The sequence below is a fragment of the Lentzea aerocolonigenes genome (assembly GCF_000974445.1).
GTDB lineage: Bacteria > Actinomycetota > Actinomycetes > Mycobacteriales > Pseudonocardiaceae > Lentzea > Lentzea aerocolonigenes.
Genome location: NZ_BBOJ01000005.1, coordinates 460,798 through 485,418 on the forward strand (window position 1 = coordinate 460,798; position 24,621 = coordinate 485,418).

General features: G+C 68.8%; 26 protein-coding genes. 11 read left to right on the plus strand and 15 right to left on the minus strand.

Annotated elements, in window-relative coordinates:
• The first annotated feature begins 21 nt into the window (after positions 1–21).
• A complete protein-coding gene (locus AOM45_RS12810; protein WP_030473687.1) occupies positions 22–606 on the plus strand; it encodes a hypothetical protein in 585 nt (194 codons plus the stop codon).
• Here AOM45_RS12810 and sigJ read toward each other — a convergent pair.
• Entirely contained in the window at positions 603–1,475 is an 873-nt protein-coding gene (sigJ, locus tag AOM45_RS12815) for an RNA polymerase sigma factor SigJ (RefSeq protein WP_030473686.1), read from the minus strand. The genes AOM45_RS12810 and sigJ overlap by 4 nt on opposite strands.
• 44 nt (positions 1,476–1,519) lie before the next feature.
• Here sigJ and AOM45_RS12820 point away from each other — a divergent pair, with 44 nt between their 5' ends.
• On the plus strand, positions 1,520–1,912 hold the full coding sequence (locus tag AOM45_RS12820; protein WP_030473685.1) for a hypothetical protein: 393 nt from the start codon (positions 1,520–1,522) through the stop codon (positions 1,910–1,912).
• Here AOM45_RS12820 and AOM45_RS49445 read toward each other — a convergent pair.
• Positions 1,842–2,048, minus strand: a complete 207-nt coding sequence (locus tag AOM45_RS49445; protein ID WP_081902812.1) for an FmdB family zinc ribbon protein — start codon at positions 2,046–2,048, stop codon at positions 1,842–1,844. The genes AOM45_RS12820 and AOM45_RS49445 overlap by 71 nt on opposite strands.
• A 32-nt stretch (positions 2,049–2,080) precedes the next feature.
• On the opposite strand from AOM45_RS49445, the gene AOM45_RS12825 reads away from it, so the two are divergent.
• The gene (locus AOM45_RS12825; RefSeq protein ID WP_030473684.1) at positions 2,081–2,374 is read left to right on the plus strand and encodes an Rv1322 family protein; all 294 of its coding nucleotides are present in this window, start codon (positions 2,081–2,083) and stop codon (positions 2,372–2,374) included.
• Between the two features lies 1 nt (position 2,375).
• Here the strand turns inward: AOM45_RS12825 and AOM45_RS12830 are convergent, their stop codons facing one another.
• The 4 genes from AOM45_RS12830 to ccrA form a co-directional block, all read right to left on the minus strand.
• Positions 2,376–3,068, minus strand: a complete 693-nt coding sequence (locus tag AOM45_RS12830; RefSeq protein ID WP_035913904.1) for an alpha/beta fold hydrolase — start codon at positions 3,066–3,068, stop codon at positions 2,376–2,378.
• A complete protein-coding gene (locus AOM45_RS12835) occupies positions 3,068–3,613 on the minus strand; it encodes a GNAT family N-acetyltransferase (RefSeq protein WP_030473682.1) in 546 nt (181 codons plus the stop codon). Before AOM45_RS12835 ends, AOM45_RS12830 begins: the two co-directional genes overlap by 1 nt.
• A gap of 144 nt (positions 3,614–3,757) precedes the next feature.
• Entirely contained in the window at positions 3,758–5,044 is a 1,287-nt protein-coding gene (locus AOM45_RS12840) for a coiled-coil domain-containing protein (RefSeq protein ID WP_030473681.1), read from the minus strand.
• A gap of 36 nt (positions 5,045–5,080) precedes the next feature.
• Complete coding sequence (gene ccrA, locus AOM45_RS12845) at positions 5,081–6,394, minus strand: crotonyl-CoA carboxylase/reductase (protein ID WP_030473680.1); 1,314 nt, start codon at positions 6,392–6,394, stop codon at positions 5,081–5,083.
• 165 nt (positions 6,395–6,559) lie between these two features.
• Between ccrA and AOM45_RS12850 the strand changes: the two genes are divergently transcribed.
• Both AOM45_RS12850 and AOM45_RS12855 read left to right on the plus strand, forming a co-directional pair.
• The gene (locus AOM45_RS12850; protein ID WP_030473679.1) at positions 6,560–6,919 is read left to right on the plus strand and encodes an SPW repeat domain-containing protein; all 360 of its coding nucleotides are present in this window, start codon (positions 6,560–6,562) and stop codon (positions 6,917–6,919) included.
• 66 nt (positions 6,920–6,985) lie between these two features.
• A complete protein-coding gene (locus AOM45_RS12855) occupies positions 6,986–7,546 on the plus strand; it encodes a TetR/AcrR family transcriptional regulator (protein ID WP_236703393.1) in 561 nt (186 codons plus the stop codon).
• Here AOM45_RS12855 and mce read toward each other — a convergent pair.
• Complete coding sequence (gene mce / locus AOM45_RS12860; RefSeq protein ID WP_030473677.1) at positions 7,515–7,955, minus strand: methylmalonyl-CoA epimerase; 441 nt, start codon at positions 7,953–7,955, stop codon at positions 7,515–7,517. The genes AOM45_RS12855 and mce overlap by 32 nt on opposite strands.
• 124 nt (positions 7,956–8,079) lie before the next feature.
• Between mce and AOM45_RS12865 the strand changes: the two genes are divergently transcribed.
• The 5 genes from AOM45_RS12865 (at position 8,080) to AOM45_RS12885 (ending at position 13,183) form a co-directional block, all read left to right on the plus strand.
• Positions 8,080–9,270: an acetyl-CoA C-acetyltransferase gene (locus AOM45_RS12865; protein WP_030473676.1), complete on the plus strand. Its 1,191-nt coding sequence runs from the start codon at positions 8,080–8,082 to the stop codon at positions 9,268–9,270.
• Positions 9,271–9,281: 11 nt separating this feature from the next.
• Complete coding sequence (gene meaB / locus AOM45_RS12870) at positions 9,282–10,232, plus strand: methylmalonyl Co-A mutase-associated GTPase MeaB (protein ID WP_030473675.1); 951 nt, start codon at positions 9,282–9,284, stop codon at positions 10,230–10,232.
• On the plus strand, positions 10,229–10,837 hold the full coding sequence (locus AOM45_RS12875) for a hypothetical protein (protein ID WP_030473674.1): 609 nt from the start codon (positions 10,229–10,231) through the stop codon (positions 10,835–10,837). Before meaB ends, AOM45_RS12875 begins: the two co-directional genes overlap by 4 nt.
• A 235-nt stretch (positions 10,838–11,072) precedes the next feature.
• A complete protein-coding gene (locus tag AOM45_RS12880; protein ID WP_035913908.1) occupies positions 11,073–12,539 on the plus strand; it encodes a sensor histidine kinase in 1,467 nt (488 codons plus the stop codon).
• Positions 12,530–13,183, plus strand: a complete 654-nt coding sequence (locus tag AOM45_RS12885) for a response regulator (protein WP_030473672.1) — start codon at positions 12,530–12,532, stop codon at positions 13,181–13,183. Before AOM45_RS12880 ends, AOM45_RS12885 begins: the two co-directional genes overlap by 10 nt.
• A gap of 4 nt (positions 13,184–13,187) precedes the next feature.
• Here AOM45_RS12885 and AOM45_RS12890 read toward each other — a convergent pair whose 3' ends face one another.
• The 7 genes from AOM45_RS12890 to AOM45_RS12920 all read right to left on the minus strand — a co-directional run bounded on the left by AOM45_RS12890 (position 13,188) and on the right by AOM45_RS12920 (position 21,253).
• Positions 13,188–14,720, minus strand: a complete 1,533-nt coding sequence (locus tag AOM45_RS12890) for an alpha/beta hydrolase (protein WP_035913903.1) — start codon at positions 14,718–14,720, stop codon at positions 13,188–13,190.
• An 11-nt stretch (positions 14,721–14,731) separates the two neighbouring features.
• The gene (locus AOM45_RS12895; RefSeq protein ID WP_063757212.1) at positions 14,732–16,255 is read right to left on the minus strand and encodes an alpha/beta hydrolase; all 1,524 of its coding nucleotides are present in this window, start codon (positions 16,253–16,255) and stop codon (positions 14,732–14,734) included.
• A gap of 199 nt (positions 16,256–16,454) precedes the next feature.
• A complete protein-coding gene (locus AOM45_RS12900) occupies positions 16,455–17,429 on the minus strand; it encodes an ABC transporter substrate-binding protein (RefSeq protein ID WP_030473669.1) in 975 nt (324 codons plus the stop codon).
• Positions 17,430–17,446: 17 nt separating this feature from the next.
• Complete coding sequence (locus AOM45_RS12905; protein ID WP_051784770.1) at positions 17,447–18,481, minus strand: ABC transporter permease; 1,035 nt, start codon at positions 18,479–18,481, stop codon at positions 17,447–17,449.
• The gene (locus AOM45_RS12910; RefSeq protein ID WP_030473667.1) at positions 18,481–19,245 is read right to left on the minus strand and encodes an ATP-binding cassette domain-containing protein; all 765 of its coding nucleotides are present in this window, start codon (positions 19,243–19,245) and stop codon (positions 18,481–18,483) included. The genes AOM45_RS12905 and AOM45_RS12910 overlap by 1 nt, the downstream gene beginning before the upstream one ends.
• Entirely contained in the window at positions 19,242–20,273 is a 1,032-nt protein-coding gene (locus tag AOM45_RS12915) for a class I mannose-6-phosphate isomerase (RefSeq protein ID WP_236703395.1), read from the minus strand. Before AOM45_RS12915 ends, AOM45_RS12910 begins: the two co-directional genes overlap by 4 nt.
• A complete protein-coding gene (locus tag AOM45_RS12920) occupies positions 20,270–21,253 on the minus strand; it encodes a LacI family DNA-binding transcriptional regulator (protein ID WP_030473665.1) in 984 nt (327 codons plus the stop codon). Before AOM45_RS12920 ends, AOM45_RS12915 begins: the two co-directional genes overlap by 4 nt.
• Before the next feature lie 884 nt (positions 21,254–22,137).
• Here AOM45_RS12920 and AOM45_RS12925 point away from each other — a divergent pair.
• Positions 22,138–23,331 carry an HNH endonuclease signature motif containing protein gene (locus AOM45_RS12925; protein WP_059362394.1) on the plus strand — a complete coding sequence of 398 codons (1,194 nt, stop codon included), beginning with the start codon at positions 22,138–22,140 and terminating at the stop codon, positions 23,329–23,331.
• Positions 23,332–24,219: 888 nt separating this feature from the next.
• Here the strand turns inward: AOM45_RS12925 and AOM45_RS12930 are convergent.
• Positions 24,220–24,621 (minus strand): transposase (locus AOM45_RS12930; protein WP_156249720.1); only part of this gene is annotated, 402 nt, incomplete at its 5' end.

A 24,621-nucleotide genomic window follows, 5' to 3' on the forward strand; every position in this document is an offset into this window, starting at 1 on the left:
CTCGTCTGGCATGGTGGTGTCATGCGTCGACTGGTGCTCCTGTTGGCTGTCCTCGTGCTCGCGTCCGGCTGTGCCAGGGCGACCGTCGAGGGCAGTCCGGTCGCGCAGGCGCCGCTCGACGTGACGTCCCCGTTCGACCAGGGGAGCTCGACGGATCCCAGCACCTCCGAGGAGCCGGAACCGTCACCGATCGACGGCCAGGTCACGCCGGTCTGCGCGAAGCTCAAGTGGACCGACCTGCCCTACCCCGGCGCCAAGGCCGACACGCCGCCCACGCAGTACACCTACGACTCGTCGTTCGACGAGTCCTGCCGCTGGACGACGAAGATCGACGGCGTCGAGGTCGGCGTCTCCCTCCGCTACCGCGCGGGCAAGGCCATCACGATCGAACGCACCACCGGTGACTGGGACGTGAAGGGCCACAAGGTCACGTACCTCGACCGCTCGGACGAGCAGGAGGTCGAGCCGTCGTGCGTGCTCGCCCTGCCCTACGAGGGCGGCGGGCTCGGCATCATCATCATCGACTCGACCGGCAAGTTCGGCACCGTGTGCGACCAGGGGCGCAAGGTCGCCGAGGTGATGATCGAGCGGGAGAACGCCAACTAGAGCCAGGCCCTCAGCTTCTCGGGGTTCCGCACCGCCCAGATCCTGGTGATCCGGTCCTCGGTCACCTCGAACGCCGCCACCGTCACCGGGACGCCGCCGACCGTCGCGACCAGGCCCGGCGCGCCGTTGACCGTCCTGCCGAGGATCGTCAGGTCCGGCGCCACCTTCGCGATGCCGATGAGGTAGCGCGCGATCTGCTCGCCGCCTTCCACCGGCCTCAGCACGGTGCTCGCCTGGCCGCCACCGTCGGCGACCATGACGGCGGACGGGTCCAGCAAGGCGATCAGGGCCTTGATGTCCTGGGCTTCCCAGGCCCGCCTGAAGTCCTTCACGACGTCCGCCTGCCCCGCTGTGGGAGGCTGCGAGCGCCGCGACGCCTGGACGCGCCGTCGTGCAGACGTGGCGAGCTGCCGGCACGCCGCAGGGCTGCGGCCCACGATCTCCGCCACCTCCCCGAACGGGTACCGGAAGACGTCGTGCAGCACGAAGCTCACACGTTCCGCCGGGGTCATCTGCTCCAGCACCACCAGGAACGCCATCGTGACCGACTCGTCCAGGGTGACCCGGTCGGCCGGGTCGCTCCCTTCCGCGGGGTCCGGGATCGGCTCCGGGACCCACTCACCGACGTAGCGCTCCCGCCTGACCCGCGCCGAACCCAGGACGTCCAGGCAGATGCGGCCGGCCACCCTCGTCAGCCAGGCACCGGGAGAAGCGATGGCGTCCCGCTGCTCCGGTGACAGGCCGTACCAGCGGGCGAAGGTCTCCTGCAGCACGTCCTCGGCATCGGCCAGGGACCCCAGCAGGCGGTAGGCGAGGTTCAGCAGCTGCCGCCGTTCGTTCACGATCACGTGCACACCGGCGTCAGTCATGTCCCCCCGCCTCACATTTCCGGCCGCTGCGTCGTCGGACTGTCATGAGATTCCTGCACATCACCGTCGCGCTGCAGACCGCGGCGATCTTCGTCCAGTCGATCACCGCGGGGCTGATGATGACGCTTCCGCACGGCCACGTCCTGCACAGCGCCGGCTCGTACACGCTGTGGGTCGTCACGGTCGCCCACCTCGTCGCCGCGGTTCTCGCCTGGCGGCCGGGAGGCGGGTCAGTCCGGCCCGTCTGGTTCGCGGCGGGCTTCCTGGCGCTGATCACCGCTCAGGTGTACGCCGGTGTCTTCCACCTCACGGCCCTGCACGTCCCCCTCGCCGCCGCACTGCTCGTCGGCAGCGTGCTGTACCTGCTCAGGATCCGCAGCAGCCTCCGCCACAGCAGCCGCCGCCACCCTGAGCGGGTTGCTGCTGCGTCCCGCTGATCCCGGCCACGGACAACAACTTCACCGTGTCGGCGTGGCCGTCGGGACAGCTCGCCGGTGCGGACGACTCACTCATCGGGCGCTTCAGCTCGAAGGTGTCGTCACAGGTTCGGCAACGGAACTCGTAGGTCGGCACGCCCCGATTCTACGAGCGGTTACCGTGTGGCCGTGCCTCGTCGTAACAGCCCCAAGCCAGAAGACCCGCGCCCACTCGGTGGCGGTGCCGGCTGGGCACGTGCGGAGTCGGGACCGGACGGCGACTGGCTGGTCCGCGCCATCTCGGGTGCGCAGGCGCAGAAGACCTACCGCTGTCCCGGTTGCGACCACGAGATCCGTCCCGGCACGCCGCACGTCGTCGCGTGGCCTGCCGAGGAGACGGGTTCGGTCGAGGAACGCCGCCACTGGCACCAGGGCTGTTGGGACTCGCGCGGCCGGCGAGGGCCGACCGCGCGCCGCTGGTGAGCTAGAGCCCAACCTGTTTGCGCCACCGCTCCAGCCGCAGCCGGAAGTCCTCCGGCTGCTCGACGGGCGGCAGGTGCCCGGCGTTCTCGACGCGCTCGCTCGTCGCGTGCCGCAGCGTCACCGCGAGCTTCGCGGCCACGTCGGGTGGCGTGAGCTTGTCGTGCTCGCCGACGAGCACCAGCGAGGGCACGTCCATCGCCTCCAGCACGTCCGCGGAGTCGGGCCGCTTCGCCATGGCGCGCTGCCACCACGCCACGTCCTCGGCACGCTGGTCGAGAATCATGGTGCGCACCAACGCTCGCGCCGTGTCCGACGCGTCCGGGCCGAGCAGGTTCGGCAGCATCGCCTCGACGAGCCACTCGCCGACGCCCTCGCGTTCGACCCGGTCGGCCATCGCGTGCCGGTTCGCCGCCGCTTCCGGGGCGTCCGCGGTGTGCTTGGTGTCGACGAAGACCAGGCCCTTGACGCGTTCCGGCGCTCGCCTGACCAACGCCATCGCGACGTAGCCGCCCATCGAGCAGCCGCCGAGCACGACGCGGTCCAGGTTCCGCCCGTCGAGCACGGCGAGGACCTGGGACGCGAGCGCGCCGAGGTCCGGCTCGCCCTGGCCGCGCAGCGACGGCGTGAGCGCGCCCGGCACGTCCCACATCCGCGCGTCGAGCGGAAAGGCGTGCAGCAGCACCAGATCGTCCATCAGCTCTCCCACTCCGGCGCCAGCACCGACCACACCTCGAGGTCCTGCCGGACGCCGCGGTACGGGTGATTCGAGCGAAGTACCCCGTCCTTGGTCATGCCAAGCCTCCGGGCGACCGCGATGCTGGGCGCGTTCTTCGACGACACCCGCCACTCAACCCGATGCATCCCGCGCGCGCGAATCACCCAGTCGATGAGGATCCTGGCCGCTCGCGTGATCAGCCCCCTGCCGGTGGCCGCGGGTTCCAGCCAGCACCCGACCTCGGCCATGCCCTGCGGAACGTCCATCACCCGCAGCAGCACGCCGCCGACCAGCTTGTCGTCGAGCCAGATCCCGAAGATCCGCCCGGTGTCGGCGGCCGCCTTGTCCGCGTAGCCCTGGAGGAGGCGGCGCGCGCTCTCCAGGTCCTTCGCGGCGTCCGCGAACCCGATGTGCTGCCCGATGAACTCCCGGCCGCGCTCCATGTGCGCGAAGAACTCTTCTGCCTGCCAGGGTTCCAGCGGCCTGAGCTCGGCGCCTTCTGTGCCCAGCGATTTCACGAACATCCTGTTCCCCCAAGATGAGTGGTGTGTCCACGCGAATCGTATTGGTGCGTCATGCGCAATCAGGACGACGCCCGGAGTCACTGCCATCGGGGAGAACGAAAACAGGGGCCCCTGGGAGGGGACCCCTGCGTGAGCGTTGCGCGGTCAGGCTTTCTTCGCGGGCTGCGGACGCGTGATCTTGGCCGTTGGGCCGTCGACCTGAGGTGTCTCGGCCTGCTTGCCCGGTGCAGGGGTGGCCTGCGCAGGCGCGGGCTGTGCGGCAGCCGGAGCGGCCTGCGCGGGAGCCTTGGCCGGTGCAGCCGAAGCCGGAGCAGCAGGAGCCTGGGCTGCCGGAGCAGCCGGAGCAGCCGGAGCGGCCTGACCTGCCGGAACCTGAGCCGGCACCGGCCCGGCACCCTCAGCCGGAGCCGGAGCGCCCGCGGCGGGCTCCTTCTCCTCCTCCACCGGGTCGAGCAGCGGCACGACCTCCTGCAACGCCGTCCGCACGTTGTGCAGCTGGTGCGACAGGCGGTTGCGCAGGTTGCGGAGCTGGTCGACGCGCTGGGTGGCGGCGGTGGTCCTGCGGTTGGCTTCCTCGGTCGCCTCGCGCACGCGGCGGTTCGACTCGTCGGTCGCCTCCTGGATGCGCGCGGTGGCCTCGGTGATCGAGTCGTGGCGGCGGCGGTTGGCCTCTTCGGTGGCCTCGCGCACGCGGCGTTCGGCTTCCGCCTTCGACGAGGACTGCTCGGCAGCGATCGCGGCACGGACGCGTGCGGCTTCCTCGGCGGCCTCGCGGACGCGGCGGTCCGCCTCGGCCTTGGACGTGGCCTCCTGCGTGGCCAGGGTCGCCATGGCCTCGGAGCGACGGGCCGCCATCGCGATCTCGAAGTCCTCTTCGACGGTCACGCGGCGCTTCTCGGACTCGTCGGCGATCTTGCGGGCGGCGGACTCCGCCTCGGAGACGATCTTCTCGGCCTCGGCGCGGGCCGTTTCCAGGACGCCCTTGTGCTCCGCCTCCATCTGGGCGCGGCGCTCGTCGAGCTCGGCGATGAGCTTCTCGTAGCGCTGGCGCAGCACACCCGCGTCGGCTTCCGCCTTGGCGCGGATGTGCCCGCCCTCCGCTTCGGCACGGGCCTTGATCTCGTTGGCCTCGTCCTGGGCCAGCCGCAGCATGCGCTGGAGGCGCTCGGAGAGCCCCTCCAGCGTCGTCGGCGGCAGCGACAGGCGCTCCACCTGGTTGCGCAGCTCGGACATCTCGTGCCGGGCGGCTTCCAGCTGGCGCGCGAGGTCGGACGTCTGGGACACGGCGGCATCGCGGTCCGCGGCGAGCAGCCGCAGGTCCGAGTCGAGGCGTTCGAGATGATCCTCGACCTGAGCGCGGTCGTACCCGCGCTTGACGATGTCGAAGCCGGATCCCAGTGGGACGAGGTCACGGTCGTCGGCGAGGCCCATGCCCCTCACGCTACCCGTTCGGGTAACCCCAGAAGGTCACACACCCCGGAATCGATTGATAGCTGTGAGGTGCTTCGCGCGCATCTCGTGATCGAGAACACCCAGACCCTCTTCCGGCGCAAGGCACAGCACGCCGACCTTGCCCTGGTGGGCATTCCGGTGCACGTCGAAAGCCGCCTGGCCCGTTTCGTCCATTGAGTACACCTTGGACACTGTCGGGTGGATCTTTCCCTTTGCGATCAAGCGGTTCGCCTCCCACGCCTCGCGGTAGTTCGCGAAGTGCGAGGAGATGATCGACTTCAGGTTCATCCACAGGTAGCGGTTGTCGTACTGGTGCATGTACCCGGAGGTCGACGCGCACGTCACGATCTTGCCGCCCTTGCGCGTCACGAACACCGACGCGCCGAACGTCTCACGGCCGGGGTGCTCGAACACGATGTCCGGGTCCTCGCCGCCGGTCAGCTCGCGGATCTTCGCGCCGAACCGCTTCCACTCGCGCGGATCCTGCTCCTGCTCGTTCTTCCAGAACTTGTAGCCCTCCGCGGAACGGTCGATGATCAGTTCGGCGCCCATGGAACGAACGATCTCCGCCTTCTCCGGCGAGGACACGACGCACACAGGAGTGGCGCCACCGTTCAGCGCGAACTGCGTGGCGTACGAACCGAGACCACCGGACGCGCCCCAGATCAGGACCGTGTCGCCCTGCTTCATGTTGCCGCCGTTCACCGACACCAGCTGCCGGTACGCGGTGGAGTTGACCAGGCCGGGGGAGGCGGCCTCCTCCCACGTGAGGTGCTTCGGCATCGGCATCAGCTGGTTCGACTTCACCAGCGCGAGGTCCGCGAGGCCGCCGAAGTTCGTCTCGAAGCCCCAGATCCGCTGCTGCGGGTCGAGCATCGTGTCGTTGTGGCCGTCCGGCGCCTCCAGCGGCACGTCCAGGCAGTGCGCCACGACGCGGTCGCCCGGCTTCCACGCGGTGACGCCGGGACCGACGCGCACGACGACGCCGGCCAGGTCGGAGCCCACGACGTGGTACGGCAGGTCGTGGCGGCCGCCCAGCTTCTTCAGGAACCCGAACGTGGACACCGGCTCGAAGATCGAGGTCCACACGGTGTTGTAGTTGATCGCGGACGCCATGACGGCGACCAGAGCCTCGCCCGGGCCGAGCTCGGGCGTGGCGACCTCGTCGACGTGCAGCGACTTGCGCGGGTCCTTGTCCCGCGTCTCGAGGCCCGAGAACATGTCGGCCTCGTCCGCGTGCACGGTCACGCCCCGATAGCTCTCCGGAACGTCCAAGGAACCGATCGCGTCCAGCTCGTCGGCCAGGATCGCGTCAAGGATCTTCTGCACGGCGGCATTCCTTCCCAAGTGAGGGATAGTCGCAGGTTGCCGGAGGTTACTCAGGAGTAACCGATTCAGAATCGCGCTTGTGAGGGATTCCACTCGGAAGAGTTGACCGGGCGGCCAACCAAGGAGGAGCATCGAAGGTGTCCGAGAAGGAGGAGGTGTGTGGAGATGACCAAGGCGTGGACCAGGTGGCAGGACTGGGCCGAGGTGGCTATCGGCGTGCTGGTGCTGCTCTCTCCGCTCGTCGTGGACACCTCGAACGCGGCCATGTGGACGATGATCGTGCTCGGCGCGCTCATCGCGATCGACGGACTCGTCGACCTCGCCATGCCCGCGATGATCTACGGGGAGTACGTGCAGATGGTGCTCGGAGCACTGCTGTTCATCTCGCCGTGGGTGATGAGCTACACCGACATGATGGCGGCCTCGTGGGTCTCCTGGGTCGGTGGCGTGCTCACCGTTGCCGCGGGGGCTCTGGCGATGCCCGCCGCGAACGCCGCGCACTCCGCTGCGGCGCAACCGCACTGATCAACCGGAAACCGCGTGGGCCCAGGAGCTTTCTTGGGCCCACACCCTGCTGTGGGGGAGGAACGCGTGGAGGATTCGGCCAAGGAGCGCATCCTGGCCGCGGCCGAGGAGCTGTTCGCCGACTCGGGCTTCGACGCCACCCCGACCTCGCGGATCGCCGAACGCGCCGGCGTGCCCAAAGGCCTGGTGCACTACTACTTCAACCGCAAGAAGGACCTGCTCGCGGCACTGGTCGCTCGGCTGCCGGACAGCACGGTCGACCACCGCAGGGTCGTCGTGGTCGGAGACATCGCCGAGTCGCTCAGAAGGCTCGTCGCGGCACTCGACGCGCGCCTGAACGCCTCACCGCTGCTGTCACACCTGCTGTGGCGTGAAGCGGATACGCATTCGGCTGTCCGCGACGCCATGCAGGCGCGCTACGACAACGTCGCCGCGCAGATCAAGCAGGTCATCCTCGCCGCGGGCGGCGCGGCCGTCGCGGTGAAGGACGTCGAGGCCGCCGCGGCCCTCCTCGCGCTGGCCGTGAGCTACCGGCACTCGGTGGCACGGCACAGCGACGAGGACGACCCGATCGACGAGGAACTGACCTTCGTCGCTAGTGCGCTGCTGGCTCGACCAGCTCGATGAGCACTCCGCCCGCGTCCTTGGGGTGCACGAAGTTGACGCGGCTGTTCGACGTGCCGCGCTTGGCGTTGTCGTAGAGCAGCCGCAGGCCCTTGGCCCGCAGCGCGTCCGCCGCGACGTCCACATCGGACACCCGGTAGGCGAGCTGCTGCAGGCCGGGACCGGAACGGCCGATGAACTTGGCGATCGTGGAGTTCTCGTTCAGCGGCGCCAGCAGCTGGATCGCGGTGCCGCCGTGGTCGCCGGGCGCGTGCAGCATGGCCTCGCGCACGCCCTGCTCCTCGTTCACCTCTTCGTGGGCCACCTCGAGGCCGAAGTTGTCGCGGTAGAACGCGATGGCGACGTCGAGGTCGGGCACCGCGATGCCCACGTGGTCGATCGCGGTCACGAATCGAGCGATGTCTGCGTTCATGGCGGGAAAGGGTAACCACGTGATCGGTGCAGGTGCTCCTGTGCGTGGTCTCACACGATTACCGCCCGGTAGCCGCAGGTATGGTGCTTAGTTAACGACCGTTCGCTCTTCCATGGAGGCAGCTGTGTCCGGTTCCGTCATCGTCGCCGGGGCGCGCACCCCGATGGGGCGACTGCTCGGATCGCTCAAGGATTTCTCCGGCGCCCAGCTCGGCGGCGTCGCGATCAAGGCGGCACTGGAACGCGCGGGCGTGGCCCCCGAGCAGGTGCAGTACGTGATCATGGGTCAGGTGCTCACCGCCGGTGCGGGCCAGATTCCCGCCCGCCAGGCCGCGGTGGCCGCGGGCATTCCGATGAGCGTGCCCGCGCTGACCATCAACAAGGTGTGTCTCTCCGGCATCGACGCCATCGCGCTCGCCGACCAGCTCATCCGCGCGGGTGAGTTCGACGTCGTCGTCGCCGGTGGCCAGGAGTCGATGACCCAGGCGCCGCACCTGCTGCCCAAGTCGCGCGGCGGGTTCAAGTACGGCGACGTGACGATGGTCGACCACATGGCGCACGACGGCCTGTTCTGCGCGTTCGACCAGGTCGCGATGGGCGTGTCGACCGAGAAGTACAACGGCCGCTACGGCGTCACCCGCGAGGAGCAGGACGCGTTCTCCGCGCGTTCGCACCAGCTCGCCGCGAAGGCCGCCGGGAACGGCGTGTTCGAGGCCGAGATCGCGCCGGTCGCCATCCCGCAGCGCAAGGGCGACCCGATCCTGTTCAACACCGACGAGGGCGTGCGTGCCGACACGACCGCCGACTCGCTCGGCAAGCTGCGCCCGGCGTTCTCCGCGGACGGCACCATCACCGCGGGTTCGGCGTCGCAGATCTCCGACGGCGCGGCCGCGGTCGTCGTGATGAGCAAGGCCAAGGCCGAGGAACTGGGCCTGGAGTGGATCGCGGAGATCGGCGCCCACGGCGTCGTCGCCGGTCCGGACGCCTCGCTGCACGAGCAGCCGTCCAACGCCATCAAGGCCGCCTGCGCCAAGGAGGGCATCGAGCCCGCCGACCTCGACCTGGTCGAGATCAACGAGGCGTTCGCGGCGGTCGGCATCGTCTCGACGCGTCAGCTCGGCATCTCCGAGGACAAGGTCAACGTCAACGGCGGCGCGATCGCGCTCGGCCACCCGATCGGCATGTCCGGCGCCCGCATCGCCCTGCACCTCGCTCTCGAGCTGCAGCGGCGCGGCGGTGGCGTGGGTGCCGCCGCTCTGTGCGGTGGTGGTGGTCAGGGCGACGCTCTGATCATCCGCGTGCCGAAGAAGGCCTAGTGTCTTTGGCCGTGGCCGAAGCTGTTGACGTAGCAGGACTGGTCGACCGCGCGCGTGACGGCGAACCGCGCGCGGTCGCCAGGTTGATCTCCCTGGTGGAGCAGGGGAGTTCCGCGCTGCCGGAGCTGGCCGCGGCGCTCGCCCCGCACACCGGGAACGCCCAGGTCGTCGGCATCACCGGCGCTCCGGGCGTCGGCAAGTCGACGTCCACGAACGCCCTGGTGCGGGCTTTCCGCGAACAGGGCAAGAGAGTCGCCGTGATCGCCGTCGACCCGTCCAGCCCGTTCTCCGGCGGCGCGCTGCTGGGCGACCGGGTGCGGATGGGCGACCACGCGACCGACTCCGGGGTCTTCATCCGCTCCATGGCCACGCGCGGGCACCTCGGCGGCCTGTCCTGGGCCACGCCGCAGGCGTTGCGTGTGCTCGACGCCGCCGGGTTCGACGTGATCCTCGTGGAGACGGTCGGCGTCGGTCAGTCCGAGGTCGAGATCGTCGCGCTCGCCGACACCACCCTGGTGCTGCTCGCGCCGGGCATGGGCGACGGCATCCAGGCGGCCAAGGCCGGAATTCTGGAGATCGCGGACGTCTTCGTGGTCAACAAGGCCGACCGCGACGGCGCGGACCAGACCGCCCGCGACCTCAAGTACATGATCTCGCTCGGCCGGCGCGACCGGGAGGGGCCGCTGTGGCGCCCGTCCGTCGTCAAGACCGTGGCCGCGCGCATGGAGGGCCTGGACCGCGTGGTCGAGGCGATCACCGAGCACCAGGAGTGGATGGCCTCGCACGGGGAGCTCGCGGAGCGTCGGCTGCGGCGCGCGGGCGCCGAGATCGAGGCGATCGCGGTCGAACGGGTGCGCACCCGGTTCGGGCCGGTCGACGAGCTGGCCAAGCGCGTCGTCGAGGGTGAGCTGGACCCGTTCGCCGCGGCCGAGCAGTTGATCAGCGGTAACCTGCGGCCATGACCGCTTGGGGAGCACCTCCGCCTGTCGTCATCGACCTCGGCAAGAGTGACACCCGCAAAGTCCTGCTCGGCGGCTCCGTCGCCGGTGTGCTGGGCATCCTCGCCCTGATCGGCGCCGTCACCGCGTTCGTCGACGGTGAGCCGGTCGGCGGGAGCATCGCGGCCGTCATCGGCGTCGCGTTCACGGGCATCGGCGTGATGGCCGTGGTGAAGTGGAAGACGATCTCCCGCCCGCGCAAGCTGATCATCGAGCAGCAGGGCGTCCGCCTGGACGACCCGCAGGGCACGCCGTGGGCGGTCGGCTGGCAGGAGCTGGGCGCCGTCTCGATCTCGCGCACCCAGGAACGCGCCGTTCAGCTCGCAGACGCCCTGGTCAGGCGCACTCTCGTCCGTCTGGACCTGCACCCGCGCGACCCGCAGCGGTTCCGGCCCGCGCACCCCACCATGGAACCCCTGTGGGAGTTCCACCGCGTCCAGAACGGCTACCGCCTCCCTCTTGGCGACTCGGCCGGTTTCATCGCCCCCATGGACCACGGCCTCCGCACCTTCGCGCCGCAGATCTACCGCGGCGTCATCGACGAGGGCTTCAGCGTCGGCCTCCACTGACCGCACGCGGGGCCCTTTCGTGCGCTCCAAACGAACGGAAGCTCCCCGCGTGCGCTTACAAACGAGACTGCCCTCTACTCTGAGTAGCTATGGTTATCACCGTTTGCGGTGATAGGGCTCGTCTTGACTACTGAGAGGAGTTACCCTCAGTCGTTCGTACGGTGTCGCTTCCATCCTCGTAAGGGGTGAAGCCGTGGGCGGCAATGTGAGCACAGAACAGCGTGTGCTGGATGTGGTGCTGTCATTCGCCGAGTACGACACCCTGCCTGAGCTGCTGCGCCATGTGGTGGAGTCGGCGTGCGAACTGATCGAGGCCCCCTACGGCGCGCTCGCCGTGATCAACGGTCACCGCGAGCTGCTCGAGTTCACCGCCCAGGACGGGCAGGCCCACATCACCTCGGGGGACCCGCGCTCGATCGGCGTAGCGGACTTCCTGGGAGCACCGGTCAAGGTCCACGACGAGACGTTCGGCAACCTTTTCCTGACCGGCAAGGCGGAGTTCACCGACCGGGACCGTGACGTCCTCACCGCGCTGGCCACGGCGGCCGGTTCGGCCGTCGGGCACCTCGACCGCTACGAGCAGACGCGCAAGCGTGAGGTGTGGCTGCGCGCTGCCGCTGACGTGACCACCGACCTGCTGACCGGCACGAACGGTCGTGACGCGCTCTACCTGGTGGCGCAGACGGCACGCAGGACCGCGGGCGCCGACTTCGCCGCGGTCGTGCTGCCCGACCACAACGGCGACCTCGTCATCGAGGTGACCGACGGCGGCTCCTACGACGCCGAGGGCATGCGGGTGCCGAGGGAGGGCACGGTCAGCTACCGGGTCTACGAGTCCGGCCAGGCCGAGTGTCACGACGAGGGCACCGTGCCGATGGTGCAGGGGCCCTGCGCCGTCGTGCCGCTGACCGTCGGCGACCGCACGATCGGCGTGCTGATCGTCGCGAGACCCGTGGGCGCGCCGAGCTTCGACGACCCGGAGCTCATCGAGGCGTTCACCGCCCAGGCCGCGCTCGTCCTGGAGTTCACGAGAGCCCAGGGCGACACCGAACGGCTGGCGGTGCTGGAGGAACGCGACCGCATCGCACGGGATCTGCACGACCTGGTCATCCAGCGGCTGTTCGGGCTCGGGCTCGGGCTGCAGGGACTGACCGGGATGAGCATCAAACCCCAGCTCGTCGAACGGATCAGCGGGTTCGTGGAGGAGGTCGACCACACGATCCGCGAGATCCGCAGAACGATCTTCTCCCTGCAGGAACCGCCGTCCGGTGGCATGAGCCTGCGCGGGCAGCTGCTCACCGCGGTGCACGAGTCCGCGCGGCTGCTGGGCTTCGAGCCGGACGTGTCGCTGGAGGGGCCGTTGGACACGGTCGTGCCGGACCAGCTCCGTCCCGACCTGCTGGCCACGCTGCGAGAGGCGCTGACGAACGTCGTGCGCCACGCCAGAGCGAAGCACGTCGCCGTCGCCGTGAGCGTCAACCGGACGATGACCCGGCTGGAGCTCACCGTGTCCGACGACGGCCGGGGCTTGCCGTTCTCTGACGATTGCGCCGGCGTGCCCCACCACGCGGGCGGACTCGCGAACATGGCGGCTCGGGCGCGGCGGCACCACGGCGACTGCGCGGTGGACTCGATCCCCGGCGCGGGCGTGAGCATCACCTGGTTCGTTCCGCTGGTGCTGCAGGAGGCGACATGGCGATAGCGGTGCTGTTGGTGGACGACCACGAGATCGTCCGGCGAGGGCTGGTGCAGTTGCTGGCGCAGGCCGAGGACATCCTCGTGGTGGGGCAGGCGGACAGCGCGGCGGCCGCGGTCGCCCAGGCCCCGCGGCTGAAACCCGACGTGGCGATCATCGACGTCCGGCTGCCCGACGGCGACGGCGTCACGGTGTGCCGGGAGATCAGGAGCCTGGTGCAGCCGCCGCCCGCGTGCCTGATGCTCACGTCCTATTCGGACGACGAGGCGTTGTTCGGCGCGATCATGGCGGGCGCGTCCGGGTACATGCTGAAAGAGGTCTCCGGCATCGATCTCGTGGCCGCGGTCCGCACGCTCGCCTCCGGTGGCTCGCTGCTGCACGCCGGCGTCACGGCGACCGTGCTGCAACGGTTGCGCGGCGGCCCCGAGGAAGACCCGCGCTACGCCGCGTTGAGCCCGCAGGAACGCCGGATCCTCGACCTCATCGCCGAGGGCATGACGAACCGGCAGATCGCGAACCGGTTGTTCCTCGCGGAGAAGACCGTGAAGAACTACGTGTCGTCGTTGCTGCACAAGCTCGGCTTCGACCGGCGCACCGAGGCGGGGGTCTACGCGGCCAGACGCAGACGCACCCACCCCGGCACCTTCTAGCCGATCACCAACCGAGCTGGACCGCGAGGTTCCGCGCCTGCTCCAGCACACCGGCCTGCTGCGCACCCGGTTCCGGCAGCGGCACGCCGGGACACGACAGATCACCCGCCGGCGTCACGCGGTCGACGAGGTAGCGCTCGACCACGTCGTTGACGCACGGGTTGCCGAACCCGTAGATCCCGTGGTCGCCCTCGTCCTTCACGGTCAGCATCCGCGAGCCCGCGAACCCGGCGTGCGCCCTGCGCGCACCCTCGATCGGCGTCGCCGCGTCCCGTTCGGACTGCACCATCAACGTCGGCGCGACACCGATTCCGTTGGGGTGCTTGAGGTTCACGTTCGGCCGGTCCCAGAACGCGCAGGGGGCCATGATCTGGTAGTACCCCAGCAACGGCCACTTGGCGCCGTCCTGGGCGGCGTCGCGTTCCAGGAACTTCCGGTCACCGCGGAACTTGGTGTCGTTGCAGAGGATGGTGTTCAGCGTGGCCGTTCGCGCGTCCGGGTAGCTCGCCTGCGCCTTCAGCTGCGCGGGCACCGCACCGGCCAGCTCCGCCAGCTTCCGCGCGGCGCCGTCGAACGAGTACTTGCTGTACTGGCCCTGGACGAGCACGAAGTCCAGCGTGACCGGGTAGTACGTGCCGTCCGGCAGGGTGACGGGCTGTTCCGCGAGCTTCTTGCGCGTCCGCTCGTAGCTTTGCCCCACCTCTTCCCCGGTCTTGCCGAGGTGGTAGACGTCGTCGTGCTGGGCGACCCACGGTGCGAAGTCGACGCGGAACCGGCGTTCGAAGCCCATGCCCCAGTCGCCGAACACCGTCTGCCACGGCGCGGTGAACTCGGTGTTCGAGTCGAGCACGATCTTGTCGAGCGTCTTGGGGAAGTACGTGGCGTAGTAGGCGCCCATCCAGCTGCCGCCGGAGTAGCCCAGCCAGTCGACCTTCTTGCGCCCCAGCACCTGGCGCAGCAGGTCGAGGTCCTTCACGGTCTGCTCGGTCGTGACGAACTTGCCGAACTCGCCGGACTTGGTCTGGCAGAACTTCGCTTGCAGTTCCACGCTGCCGTAGAGCAGATCCAGGTTGGCCTTGCTGCGGTCGCGCGGGTCGGTCGCGCCCAGCGCGTCGAACCCGCCGCACGTGATGTTGCTGCTGGCGCCCGTGCCGCGCACGTCGATGCCGTAGATCTCGGCGTTCTCGCTGAGCTTCGGGCGGTCGAGGTAGACCAGCGGCAGCGTGCGCCCCTCACCGCCGGGACCGCCGGGGTTGGTGAAGACCGCGGTCTTCGCCTTGCCGTTCAACGGAACCGTGCGACTGACCGCGATCGTGATGGTCTTGCCGTTGCCAGGGTTGTTCCAGTCCATCGGCGCCGTGAAGCTGCCGCACTCCAGACGTTCCGCGCCGGGCGGGAAGCCAGGCGGTACCGGGTCGAAGCACCTCTGCCACTTGATCTCCTGCGTGGCGAACGCGCTCGCCTGGGCCTGCGGTGCGATGAGCAGTGATGTCGCCGTCACGACGGCGAGTGCCGCCGCGATGTTCCTGCGGTGCATGCGTTTCCCCCTTACCAACCGAGCTGGGTGGCGATCTGGCGCGCCTTCGCGATCGGGTTGCCCGTGGCCTGTCCGGGCTCCGGGAGCGGAATTCCGGGGCACGTCAGGTCGTTCGCCGGCGGCACACCGTCGACGAGGTAGCGCTCGACGATGTCGTTGACACAGCTGTTGTTCAGCCCGTAGATGCCGTGGTCGCCTTCGTTCTCGACGGTGAGCAGGACCGAGTTCCGGAAGTTCCGGTGCGCCCGCTGCGCGCCTTCCAGCGGCGTCGCCGGGTCTCGCACCGACTGCACCATCAACGTCGGCGCGACGCCAATTCCGTTGGGCTGCTTGAGGTTCACGTTCGGCCGGTCCCAGAACGCGCAAGGGCCCATGACCTGGTAGTAGCCGAACAGCGGCCACTTCGCGCCGTCCCGCACCGCGTCACGTTCCAGGTACTTGCGGCCGCCCTGGAAAGGCGTGTCGTTGCACAGGATGTTGTACAGCGTGCCCGTCGAGGCGTCCGGGTAGCTCGCCTGCGCCTTGAGCTGCGCGGGCACCGCACCGGCCAGTTCGGCCAGCTTCCGTGCCGCGCCGTCGAAGGAATCCTTGCTGTAGAGCGATGCGCGCAGCATGAAGTCGAGCGCGACCTGGTTGTAGGTGCCCTCCGGCAGCGTCACGGGCTGCTCGGCGAGCTTCGCGCGGGTCCGCTCGTAGACCTGGCGAACCTCCTCACCGGTCTTGCCGAGGTGGTACACGTTGTCGTACTTCGCCACCCACGGCAGGAAGTCGACGCGGAACCGGCGTTCGAAGCCCATGCCCCAGTCGTCGAACACCGGCTGCCACGGCCCGGTGAACGCGGCGTTGGAGTCCAGCACGATCCGGTCGAGCGTCTTGGGGAAGTAGGTGGCGTAGTAGGCGCCCATCCAGCTGCCGCCGGAGTAGCCGAGCCAGCTCACCTTCTTCTTGCCGAGCAGCTGGCGCAGCAGGTCGAGGTCGCGGACGGTCTGCTCGGTGGTGATGTACCTGCCGAGCTCGCCGGACTTGGTCTGGCAGAACTTGGCGTGCAGCTCCATGCCGCCGTAGAGCAGATCCAGGTTGGCCTTGCTGCGGTCGCGCGGGTCGGTCGAGCCGAGCGTGTCGAACAGTCCGCACGTGACGTTGCTGCTCGCGCCGGTGCCGCGCGGGTCGATGCCGATGATCTCGGCGTTCTCGCTGAGCTTCGGGCGGTCGAGGTAGAGCAGCGGCAGCGAACGCCCTTCACCGCCGGGACCGCCGGGGTTGGTGAAGACCGTCGACTTCGCCTTGCCGCTCCTGGGCGTGAGCCGGCTGACCGCGATGGTGACGGTCTTGCCGTTGCCGGGGTTGTGCCAGTCCATGGGCGCGGTGAAGCTGCCGCACTCCAGCCGTTCCCCGCCCGGCGGGAGGCCGGGTGGCGGTGTGTCGAAGCACTTCTGCCAGTTGATGCTCTGGGTCGCTGCCTGCGCGGGTGTCGCGATCATGAGCGACGTGACGGTGACGGCGGCTAGTGCTGCCGCGATTCTCCTGCGGTGCATTCGGTTCCCCCTCCGATGAGCTCATAGCTCATCGCGTCCGGGGGTGCGCGAACATCGGCCTAAGGATGGCAACCGGGTACAACTTGGGTCTTACGCCGACCCGGGCAAACCCTGATGACGTTCGTCAGTTGACGGATGAAGGGTCCCTTCATCCACGTCAGGTGGATGAAGGGACCCTTCATCGTTTGAGCCGGCCTGGTCAGCAGGACTGCTTGTAGAAGTACTTCGAGTTGGCCGACGCGTCGTCCTTCGTGATCGCGACGAGGTCCGTCTCGATGTCGCGCTTGGTCTGCTTGCCACCGATCGCGGCGAGCGCCTGCTCGACACCCTGCTTGCCGATCGTCGCCGGGTCCTGCGCGATCAACGCCTGCACGGAACCCGACTGCAGGTCCTGCACCTGCTTCGGCGAGGCGTCGAACCCGACCAGGTTCACCGCACCGGTCTTGCCCGCGTTGCGCAGGCCCGTCGCCGCACCTTCACCGGTGTTCAGGTTGGTCGCGAACACACCGATCAGGTCCGGGTTCGCGGCCAGGGTCGCGGTCACCTTCGAGGCCGCGGTGGCGGGCTCGTTGTCGGTGTACTGCTGGCCGATGTACTTGAGGTTCGGGAAGTTCTTGATGGCGTCCTCGAAGCCCTTGGCGCGGGCGTCGGTCGTGGACGTGCCGGCCTTGGTGTTCAGCACCAGCACCGAACCGGACTTGCCGGCCGCGAGCTTGTTGAGCGTCTCGGCGGCGAGCTTGCCGCCCTGCTCGTTGTTGGACGAGATGGAGGACAGGGCGATCGAGGTGTCCTGGAGCTTGGTGTCGACCTCGACGACCTTGATGCCCGCGTCCTTGAGCTGCTTCATCGGACCGGCCATGGCCTTGTCGTCGGTCGGCGCGATGAGGACCGCGGCGGGCTTGGACGCCAGGACGCCCGTGACGATCGGGGTCTGCTGGGCCGCGTCGAACTTGGCGGGCGCCTGGGTGTCGAACTCGTAGCCCGCCGCCTTGGCCGCCTCCTCGAAACCGCACTGCATCGAGATGTAGAACGGTTCCGCCGTGATGCCGGGGATCAGCACGAGTTTCTTGTTCGCGGCCGAGTTGCCCGAACCCGAGTCACCAATCTGCCCACCTCCGCCACACGCGGCGAGGAGGATTGCGGCTGAGACAGCCACTGCGGAGCGGATCTTCATTGGTCCAGCACCTTTCCCTAACGTTGGTTGCGCGCCCGCCGCCGTGTCTGGTCGAGCCAGACGGCGGCCACCAGCACGATCGCGACGGCGATCGGCTGCCAGAACTCCTTGACCCCGATGATCACGAGGCCCTTCTCCAACACCGCCGGGATGAACACGCCGAACACCGTGCCCAGCACGGAACCCGTACCGCCGAAGATGCTGGTACCACCCAGGACGACGGCGGCGATCGCGTTCAGGTTGTCCGTCTCGTGACCGGTGACGACCGCGACGCGGAAGAACGCGTTGCCCATGAACCCCGCGAGACCCGCCAGGGTGCCGGCGAGCAGGTAGACCTTCGTCAGGTGGCCGCGCACCGAGATGCCGACGCGCCGGGCCGCCTCCTCGTTCGAACCGACCGCGTAGGTGTAGCGGCCGAAACGCGTGGTGGACAGGAGAAGCGCGCCGAGAGCGGTGACGATCGCGGCCACGATCACGATGTTCGGGATGCCGAACCACGTGCCGGAACCGAAGGTGCGGTTCAGCCTGTCCGGGATGCCGGACACGTTGGAACCGTTGTTCAGCAACAGGGCCGCGCCCTGCGCCGCGCCGAACGAACCCAGGGTCACGATCAGCGGCGGGATCTTCGCACGCGAGATCAACAGGCCGTTGAGCAGACCCCACACCGCGCCGCTGACGACCGCGACCAGCAGGCCGAACGCGATCACGCCCCAGCCGGCGTTCGTCGCGTCACCGCCGGACACGGCGTTCATCGCCATCGCGGAGCTCACGCTCGCGAACACCAGCACCGAACCGACCGACAGGTCGATGCCGGACGTGATGATCACGAACGTCATGCCGACCGAGAGCACCAGCAGCACAGCGGTTTCCGCGAGCAGGAACTGCAGCGTGGTCACCTGGAAGATCGCGTCCGGGCGGATCGCGCCGAACACGGCGACCAGAACCAGCAGCACCAGGCCGATCCACAGCGTGTTCGCACCGGTCAGGCGCTTCAGCAACGGGGTGCGCTGTTCGTCCGCTGGAGATGACAACGTTGTCTTCTCATTGGTCATCACGCCGCGTCCTCCTGCGACAGTGCGCCGGTCATCGCGCCGACGAGTTCTTCCACGGTGGTGTCCGCGGCTTTGAACCGGGCCACGCGGCGGCCGAGGCGCAGCACCTCGACGCGGTCGGAGACCGACAGGACCTCCGGCATGTTGTGCGAGATCAGCACTACCGCGATGCCCTCGTCGCGCACTCGCTTGATCACGTCCAGCACGCGTTCCCGTTGCACCACACCGAGAGCGGCCGTCGGCTCGTCCATGAACACGAGCTTCGACGCCCACGCGACGGACCGCGCGACCGCGACGGACTGCCGTTGACCACCGGACAGCGCCGCGATCGGCACGTCGATGCTCTGCAACGTGGCGCCGAACCTGGTGAAGTGCTCGGCCGCCTTCCGGCGCATCGCCTTCTTGTCGAGCACACCGAGGAAGCCGAGGATGCCCGGCTTGAGGATCTCCCTGCCCAGGTACATGTTCGCGGCCGGGTCGAGGTCCGGCGCGACCGCGAGGTCCTGGAACACCGTCTCGATGCCGCGGTCGCGGGCGTCGTTGGGGGAGTTGAGCGTGAGGGGCTCGCCGTCGAACAGCAGCGTGCCGCTGGTCGGCCGCTCCACCCCGGAGAGGCACTTCACCAGGGTGGACTTGCCCGCGCCGTTGTCGCCGATCAGCGACACGACCTCACCGGGGTAGGCGGTGAACGAGGCACCGCGGAGGGCTTCCACGGTGCCGTAGTTCTTCGTGAGGTCACGAGCCTCCAGCAACGGCTCGCTCATGGCTTCACATCCTCCACTGTGGACAGTACGGGTGGTCGGCAGCGGATCGCCACCAGGTCACCGGTCAGCCCCAGCTCGCCGGCCGCGTGCGGCACGACGACGGTGCTGCCCTTGCGGACCTCCAGCTCGCCGAGCTGGCCGGAACCCTCCAGCACCACCAGCACGGCGAACGACGGCTCCAGTGCGAAGGAGCCCTCCACGTGCAGGCGGTCGGCCTGGAAGAACGGGTCGGCGCCGCGGCCGAGCAGGTCGACCGACGGCGCCCACTTCTCGGACGTCTGGTGCACCAGCTCCTCGAGCCTGCCGCTCCAGCCGTGCCGGTCGACGCAGTCCAGTGCGACGTCGTAGCCGAGCCCGAGGTGGCCGATGTCGGCGTTGGCGAGGAAACCCTGCCACTCCAGCGTCACCGAGAAGTCCGTGGGCTGCTGCAGCTCGACGATGAAGACGCCTTCGCCGATCGCGTGCGGCACACCGGCGGGCACGAAGACCGTGTCACCGGGCCGGACGCAGACGGGGTTCAGCGCGTCGAGCATCGCCTTCGTGTCCTGCGTGGCCACCCACCCGGCGACCGTTTCGGCCGGCACGTCGTCGCGGAATCCGATGTAGACGGTCGGGTTCGCGCCGGTGGTGCCGACGACGATCCACGCCTCCGTCTTGCCGTGGCGGCAGTTCAGGTGCGAGGCCGCGAAAGCGTTCGACGGGTGGCAGTGCACCGGCAGACGCTGACCCGCGTCGAGCAGCTTCACGAGCAACGCCGTGTCGGCACCGAACTTCGCCGCGTGGTCCGCGCCGAGCCAGCCCAACGGGTCCGCCTCCACGGCGTCGCGGAGCAGCACGCCGTTCGGCAACGTTGTCAGCCCGGCATCGCTGCGCCCGTACAGCGTCGTCGTCGAGGCCACCCAGTCCTCGGGTCCGAAGTCGCCGCTCGTGCCACCGCGCAACGCGGCGATCGCCTCGCCGCCGCGGTAGAACTGCTTCGGCTGGTTCGCCGGCAGGCTGACAGGCTGGTGGAGCACACCAGAACTCACGCGTGGACCTCCCCGGATCCTCGTGGCACCAAGCGCACCGGCAGCACGACGCGGCGCGGTGGTGAGTTGTCGCCGTCGAGTCGGGCGAACAACAAATCGGTGGCCGCCTTGCCGAGCGCGCTCGCGTCGTGCGCGATCACGGTCACCGGCGGCGACAGCAGGTCGGCGAGCTCGAAGTCGTCAAAACCCACCAGCGCGGGCCGTTCCGCGACACCGGCGAGCGTGCGCAGGATGTGCACGGTGATGCGGTTGTTGCCCGCCACGATCGCCGTCGCGGGCTCACGCAGGTGCTGCAACCGCTTCAACGTGGTCGCCACACTGCCCTCGTCGTGCGGCCCCATCGCCACGAGCTCCTCGTGGTACCCGACGCCCGCCCGCACACACCCTTCGCGGTACCCGCGCAGGCGTTCGTTGGCGGTGAAGATGTCCGGCGCGTCACCGAGGAAAGCGATGCGCCGGTGCCCGTGCGCAGCCAGGTGCGTGACGGCCTCGACCGTCCCGCCGATGTTGTCCACCAGCACGGTGTCGGCCACGACGTCACCCGCGGGCCGGTCCAGGAACACCACCGGCGTACCCGCGCGCATCTCGGGAACCAGGTAGCTGTGCTGCAGCCCGGCAGGCACGATCAGCAACCCGTCGACCCTGCGACTGCAGAACTCGAGCGCGAGCTCCCGTTCGCGTCCCGGGTCCTCGTCACTGGACCCGGAGATCACCTGGCGCCCCCTGAGTCGCGCGATCTCCTCGACAGCGCGGGTCACCCCGGAGTAGAACGGGTTGCCGACGTCCTCCAGCACCAGCCCGATCGTGCCGGTGGACGACCCGCGGCGCAGGTTGCGAGCACTCAGGTTCCGCCGGAACCCGAGCTGGTCGATGGCCGCCAGCACGCGCTCGGCGGTCGAGGGGTGCACGCCCGGCTCGTCGTTCACCACGCGCGAGACGGTCTTGATGCTCACGCCCGCCAGCCGTGCGACGTCGTTCATCGTCGCGCGACGGACCTTGCGCTGACCGGCAACCGGTCCGCTGGGGGACAACGTTGTCATAGTGGCCGTATCTCACCTCGCCTTTTGATCGTTGTCAACCGTTTCGGTACCGGTCAAGCAGGGTGTGCTTCCCTCGCTTGGGTGTCCGGAATCTGAGTGGGTGGCTGGGCCGGTCTTGGCTGCTGCTTTGTGCGCACCGGAAGGATTGGTGGCGGACAGCGTTGTCTAGGGCTTTGACCGCTCATGTCGCAGGGATTGCGGGGCCGCTCGGCGTCGCTGGAGGGGCCGGTCTTCCCCTCGGTGTCGCTGCTGCCTGGCCTTCTTCTGCTGTGCCGGGTTCGCCGCTGGCGGAGTCCTGTGTGGAGAGTGCATTCGGCTGCGGCCAGGCCAAGTCCGGTCTGCGGCGGCCGCGCGGAGTTCTTCGTGTCCGGCCACCCGATGGGCGGTCGCGTGCTGGCCGCGGCTCTTGTCGCTGGTGGTTGCGTTCGGGAGGTTGCCGCCGGTTCCAGCGAGGTGGTCACCTTTTGCTGGTGTGGTCGCGTTCCAGCGTGGTCGGCTGGGTCGTATGACGAGCCGGGTCATTTCATCGCCGCTTCGCGACGACTGCGATTGGGGCTTGACTTCGGGGCCCTTGCGAGGCGCTGTGTCGGGCGGAAAAGGTCGGATGCTTCGCACCCGCCCGGTCCGAAAAGGCTAGCACCTCGCTCCCAAAGTCAAGCCCCAATCGCAGTCGTGCGTGGTTGCGTTTGTTGTTCGGCTCGCCTCATTACCGCTTGCCTGCGTTCGCATTGCCCGGTTCGGCTCGGCTTCGCCATCGCTGGTTCACCCTATCGTGTGCGGCTTTGCCCGTTATTCGTTCGTGATCTTGCGGTAGAGTAGAACACGTGATCGAGACTCGCCTCCTCTCCACTGACGAGCTGCTCCGCAGTCTTGTCGACGAGGTGACGGAAATTCGGGTTCGTGAGAATGCCGCGTTGCAGATCGTCGCCGAATTGGATCGGCGCGGAGCCGCGAGCGAGCTGGGTTACCGGAATTTGCCGCAAGTGCTGCGGCACGTCGTCCGCTGGGATCTCCACGTCGCCAGCCGGTGGATCGCCAATGCCGCCCTGCTGACGAATGAGATCACCCCGACCGGTAGTGAGCTCGCCCCGGTGCTGCCGCTGACGGCGCAGGCGGTGGCCGAGGGCGCGCTGTCGGTGGAGCACGTGGCGGCGGTCGCGGCGGTCATGGAGACCGTGCCCGCCGAACACGAGACCACCGTGGTCGGCTACGCCCGCGACTTCGAGCCCGTCACAGTCCGCAAGCTCGGCAAGACACTCGCCTACAGCCTCTTTCAGAACGACCCGGAGCCTCGCGATCCTGAGCCCGCGCCGCCGACGAATCAGCACTTGATGCAGTGGAAGAACGGGCGGCTGGAGATCCGGGCGAAGCTGGACAAGGTCGCCGGCGCCAAGTACGAGGCGCTGCTGGATCCGCTGGCCAAGCCCCGCCCCGACACCGGGCAAGGCCCAGACGAGCGCAGCCGCTCCGAACGCGAAGGCGACGCACTCGCCGACCTGATCGACCTGATGCTGCGCGCCGACCAGCTGCCCGAACACGGCGGCGAACCGGTCACTCTCACTGTGACCATGCGGCACGAGGATCTCGCCAACCAGGTGGGCCAGGGCATGTTGGACAACGGCGAGCACATCCCCGCCGAGCAGGTGCGTCGCCTGGCCTGCAACGCGGGCATCATCCCGCTGCTGCTGGGCAGCCAGGGACAGCCGATGGACATCGGCCGCAAGACCCGCACCTTCCCGGCCGGAATCCGCCGCACCCTCGTCACCCGAGACCGGGGCTGCGCGTTCCCGGGCTGCGGCAGGCCACCCAGACACTGCGACGCCCACCACATCAAACATTGGGCCAACGGCGGCGACACCTCCGTCGACAACGCCGTGCTGCTCTGCCGCCACCACCACACGCTCATCCACCAGAGCAAGTGGAACGTCAAGCTGGTCAACGGCATCCCGACCTTCTACGCACCCGAGTGGCTGGACCCGCTCCGCAAACCCAGACGCAACCCGATCAACATCGCCTGACCAGGCAGGCGATAGCGATGCCGTACGGCCACGACGAGGAACGCTGATGAATGTTGCCTGCCGGATGGCTAGGTGAGCTGCGGCCTTCCACTCGTCCCGTGTGCCATTCCGCGGCGCCTCGACAATTCCGCAGTGTGATGGCGAAGTGGCCACGGCCCCGGCAACGGCAAACCGCAACAGCAGCGGCAAAGGCGGAGACTAAGGCGTGACCGAACACTCCACTAACCGCGATGGCAAGGCACAACCACCTCTCTCTGCACCGCTGTCGATGGCGAGCCGAATACCCGCCAACCGCGATGGCGAAGCCGAGCCGGACAGGGCAATGCGAACGCGGGCAAGCGGTAATGAGGTGAGCCGAACAACAAACGCAACGACGCACGATTGCGATTGGGGCTTGACTTTGGGTGCGAGGTGCTAGCCTTTTCGGATCGGGCGGGTGCGGAGCATCCGACCTTTTCCGCCCGACACAGCGCCTCGCAAGGGCCCCGAAGTCATCTATGAAGGAGCGGGGCCGGTCAAGTGCCGTGCTGAGGCTGGTTTTCGGGGTTTTCGGCTCTGTGCGGGCAGGCGTGTCCGGCGGGCGGGGTCAAGATCGGCCGTAGGCCGCCCCCGGAGGGGGCCGGAGGGTCTTGACGCCGTCGCTGGACGCGTCACGCTATTCGAGCCGGAAATTGCCGGAGGGCTCTTTGTGTGGGGTCGCGTTCACCGTGCCGGGTCTGTTCCCGGTGGCAGACCAGTTGCCTGGTTGCCGGTCATCTATTCGCAGGTGTGTGCGTGGTGGGGTGCGACCGTGACCGGGCGGGGTCAATCAAGACCACGACCACGCCACCAGAGGGTGGGGGTCAGACTTCGGGCGATCCGCGCCCCGGTCACGACCAGGCCCGCGGCTCATGCCGCGGCGTCCGGTGATGTGGTGTCCGGTGAACCAGTGGTGGTGGTCTGGGGGTCCAGGGCACGGATGTGCCCGTCGCGCAGGCCGAAGTAGACCAGGGTGCACAGCCGGCGGGCGACCGCGACGGTGGCGATGCCCTTGCCGCGGCGGTCCCGGATGCCGTCACGGGTAGCGACCAGCCAGCCCGCGCTGGCGGGGATCTTCTGCGCCGCCTCGACCAGCGCCCACCGCAATAGACGCGAGCCCTGCTTGGTGATGTGACCACGGCGCACCGTGCGGTCGGACTCGTAGTGTTTCGGGGTGAGCCCGGCCCACGAGCACAGCTGCCGCGGCCCGGCGAAGCGGCCGATGTCGCCGATCTCGGCGAGGATGACCGCCGCGAGGATCGGGCCGATACC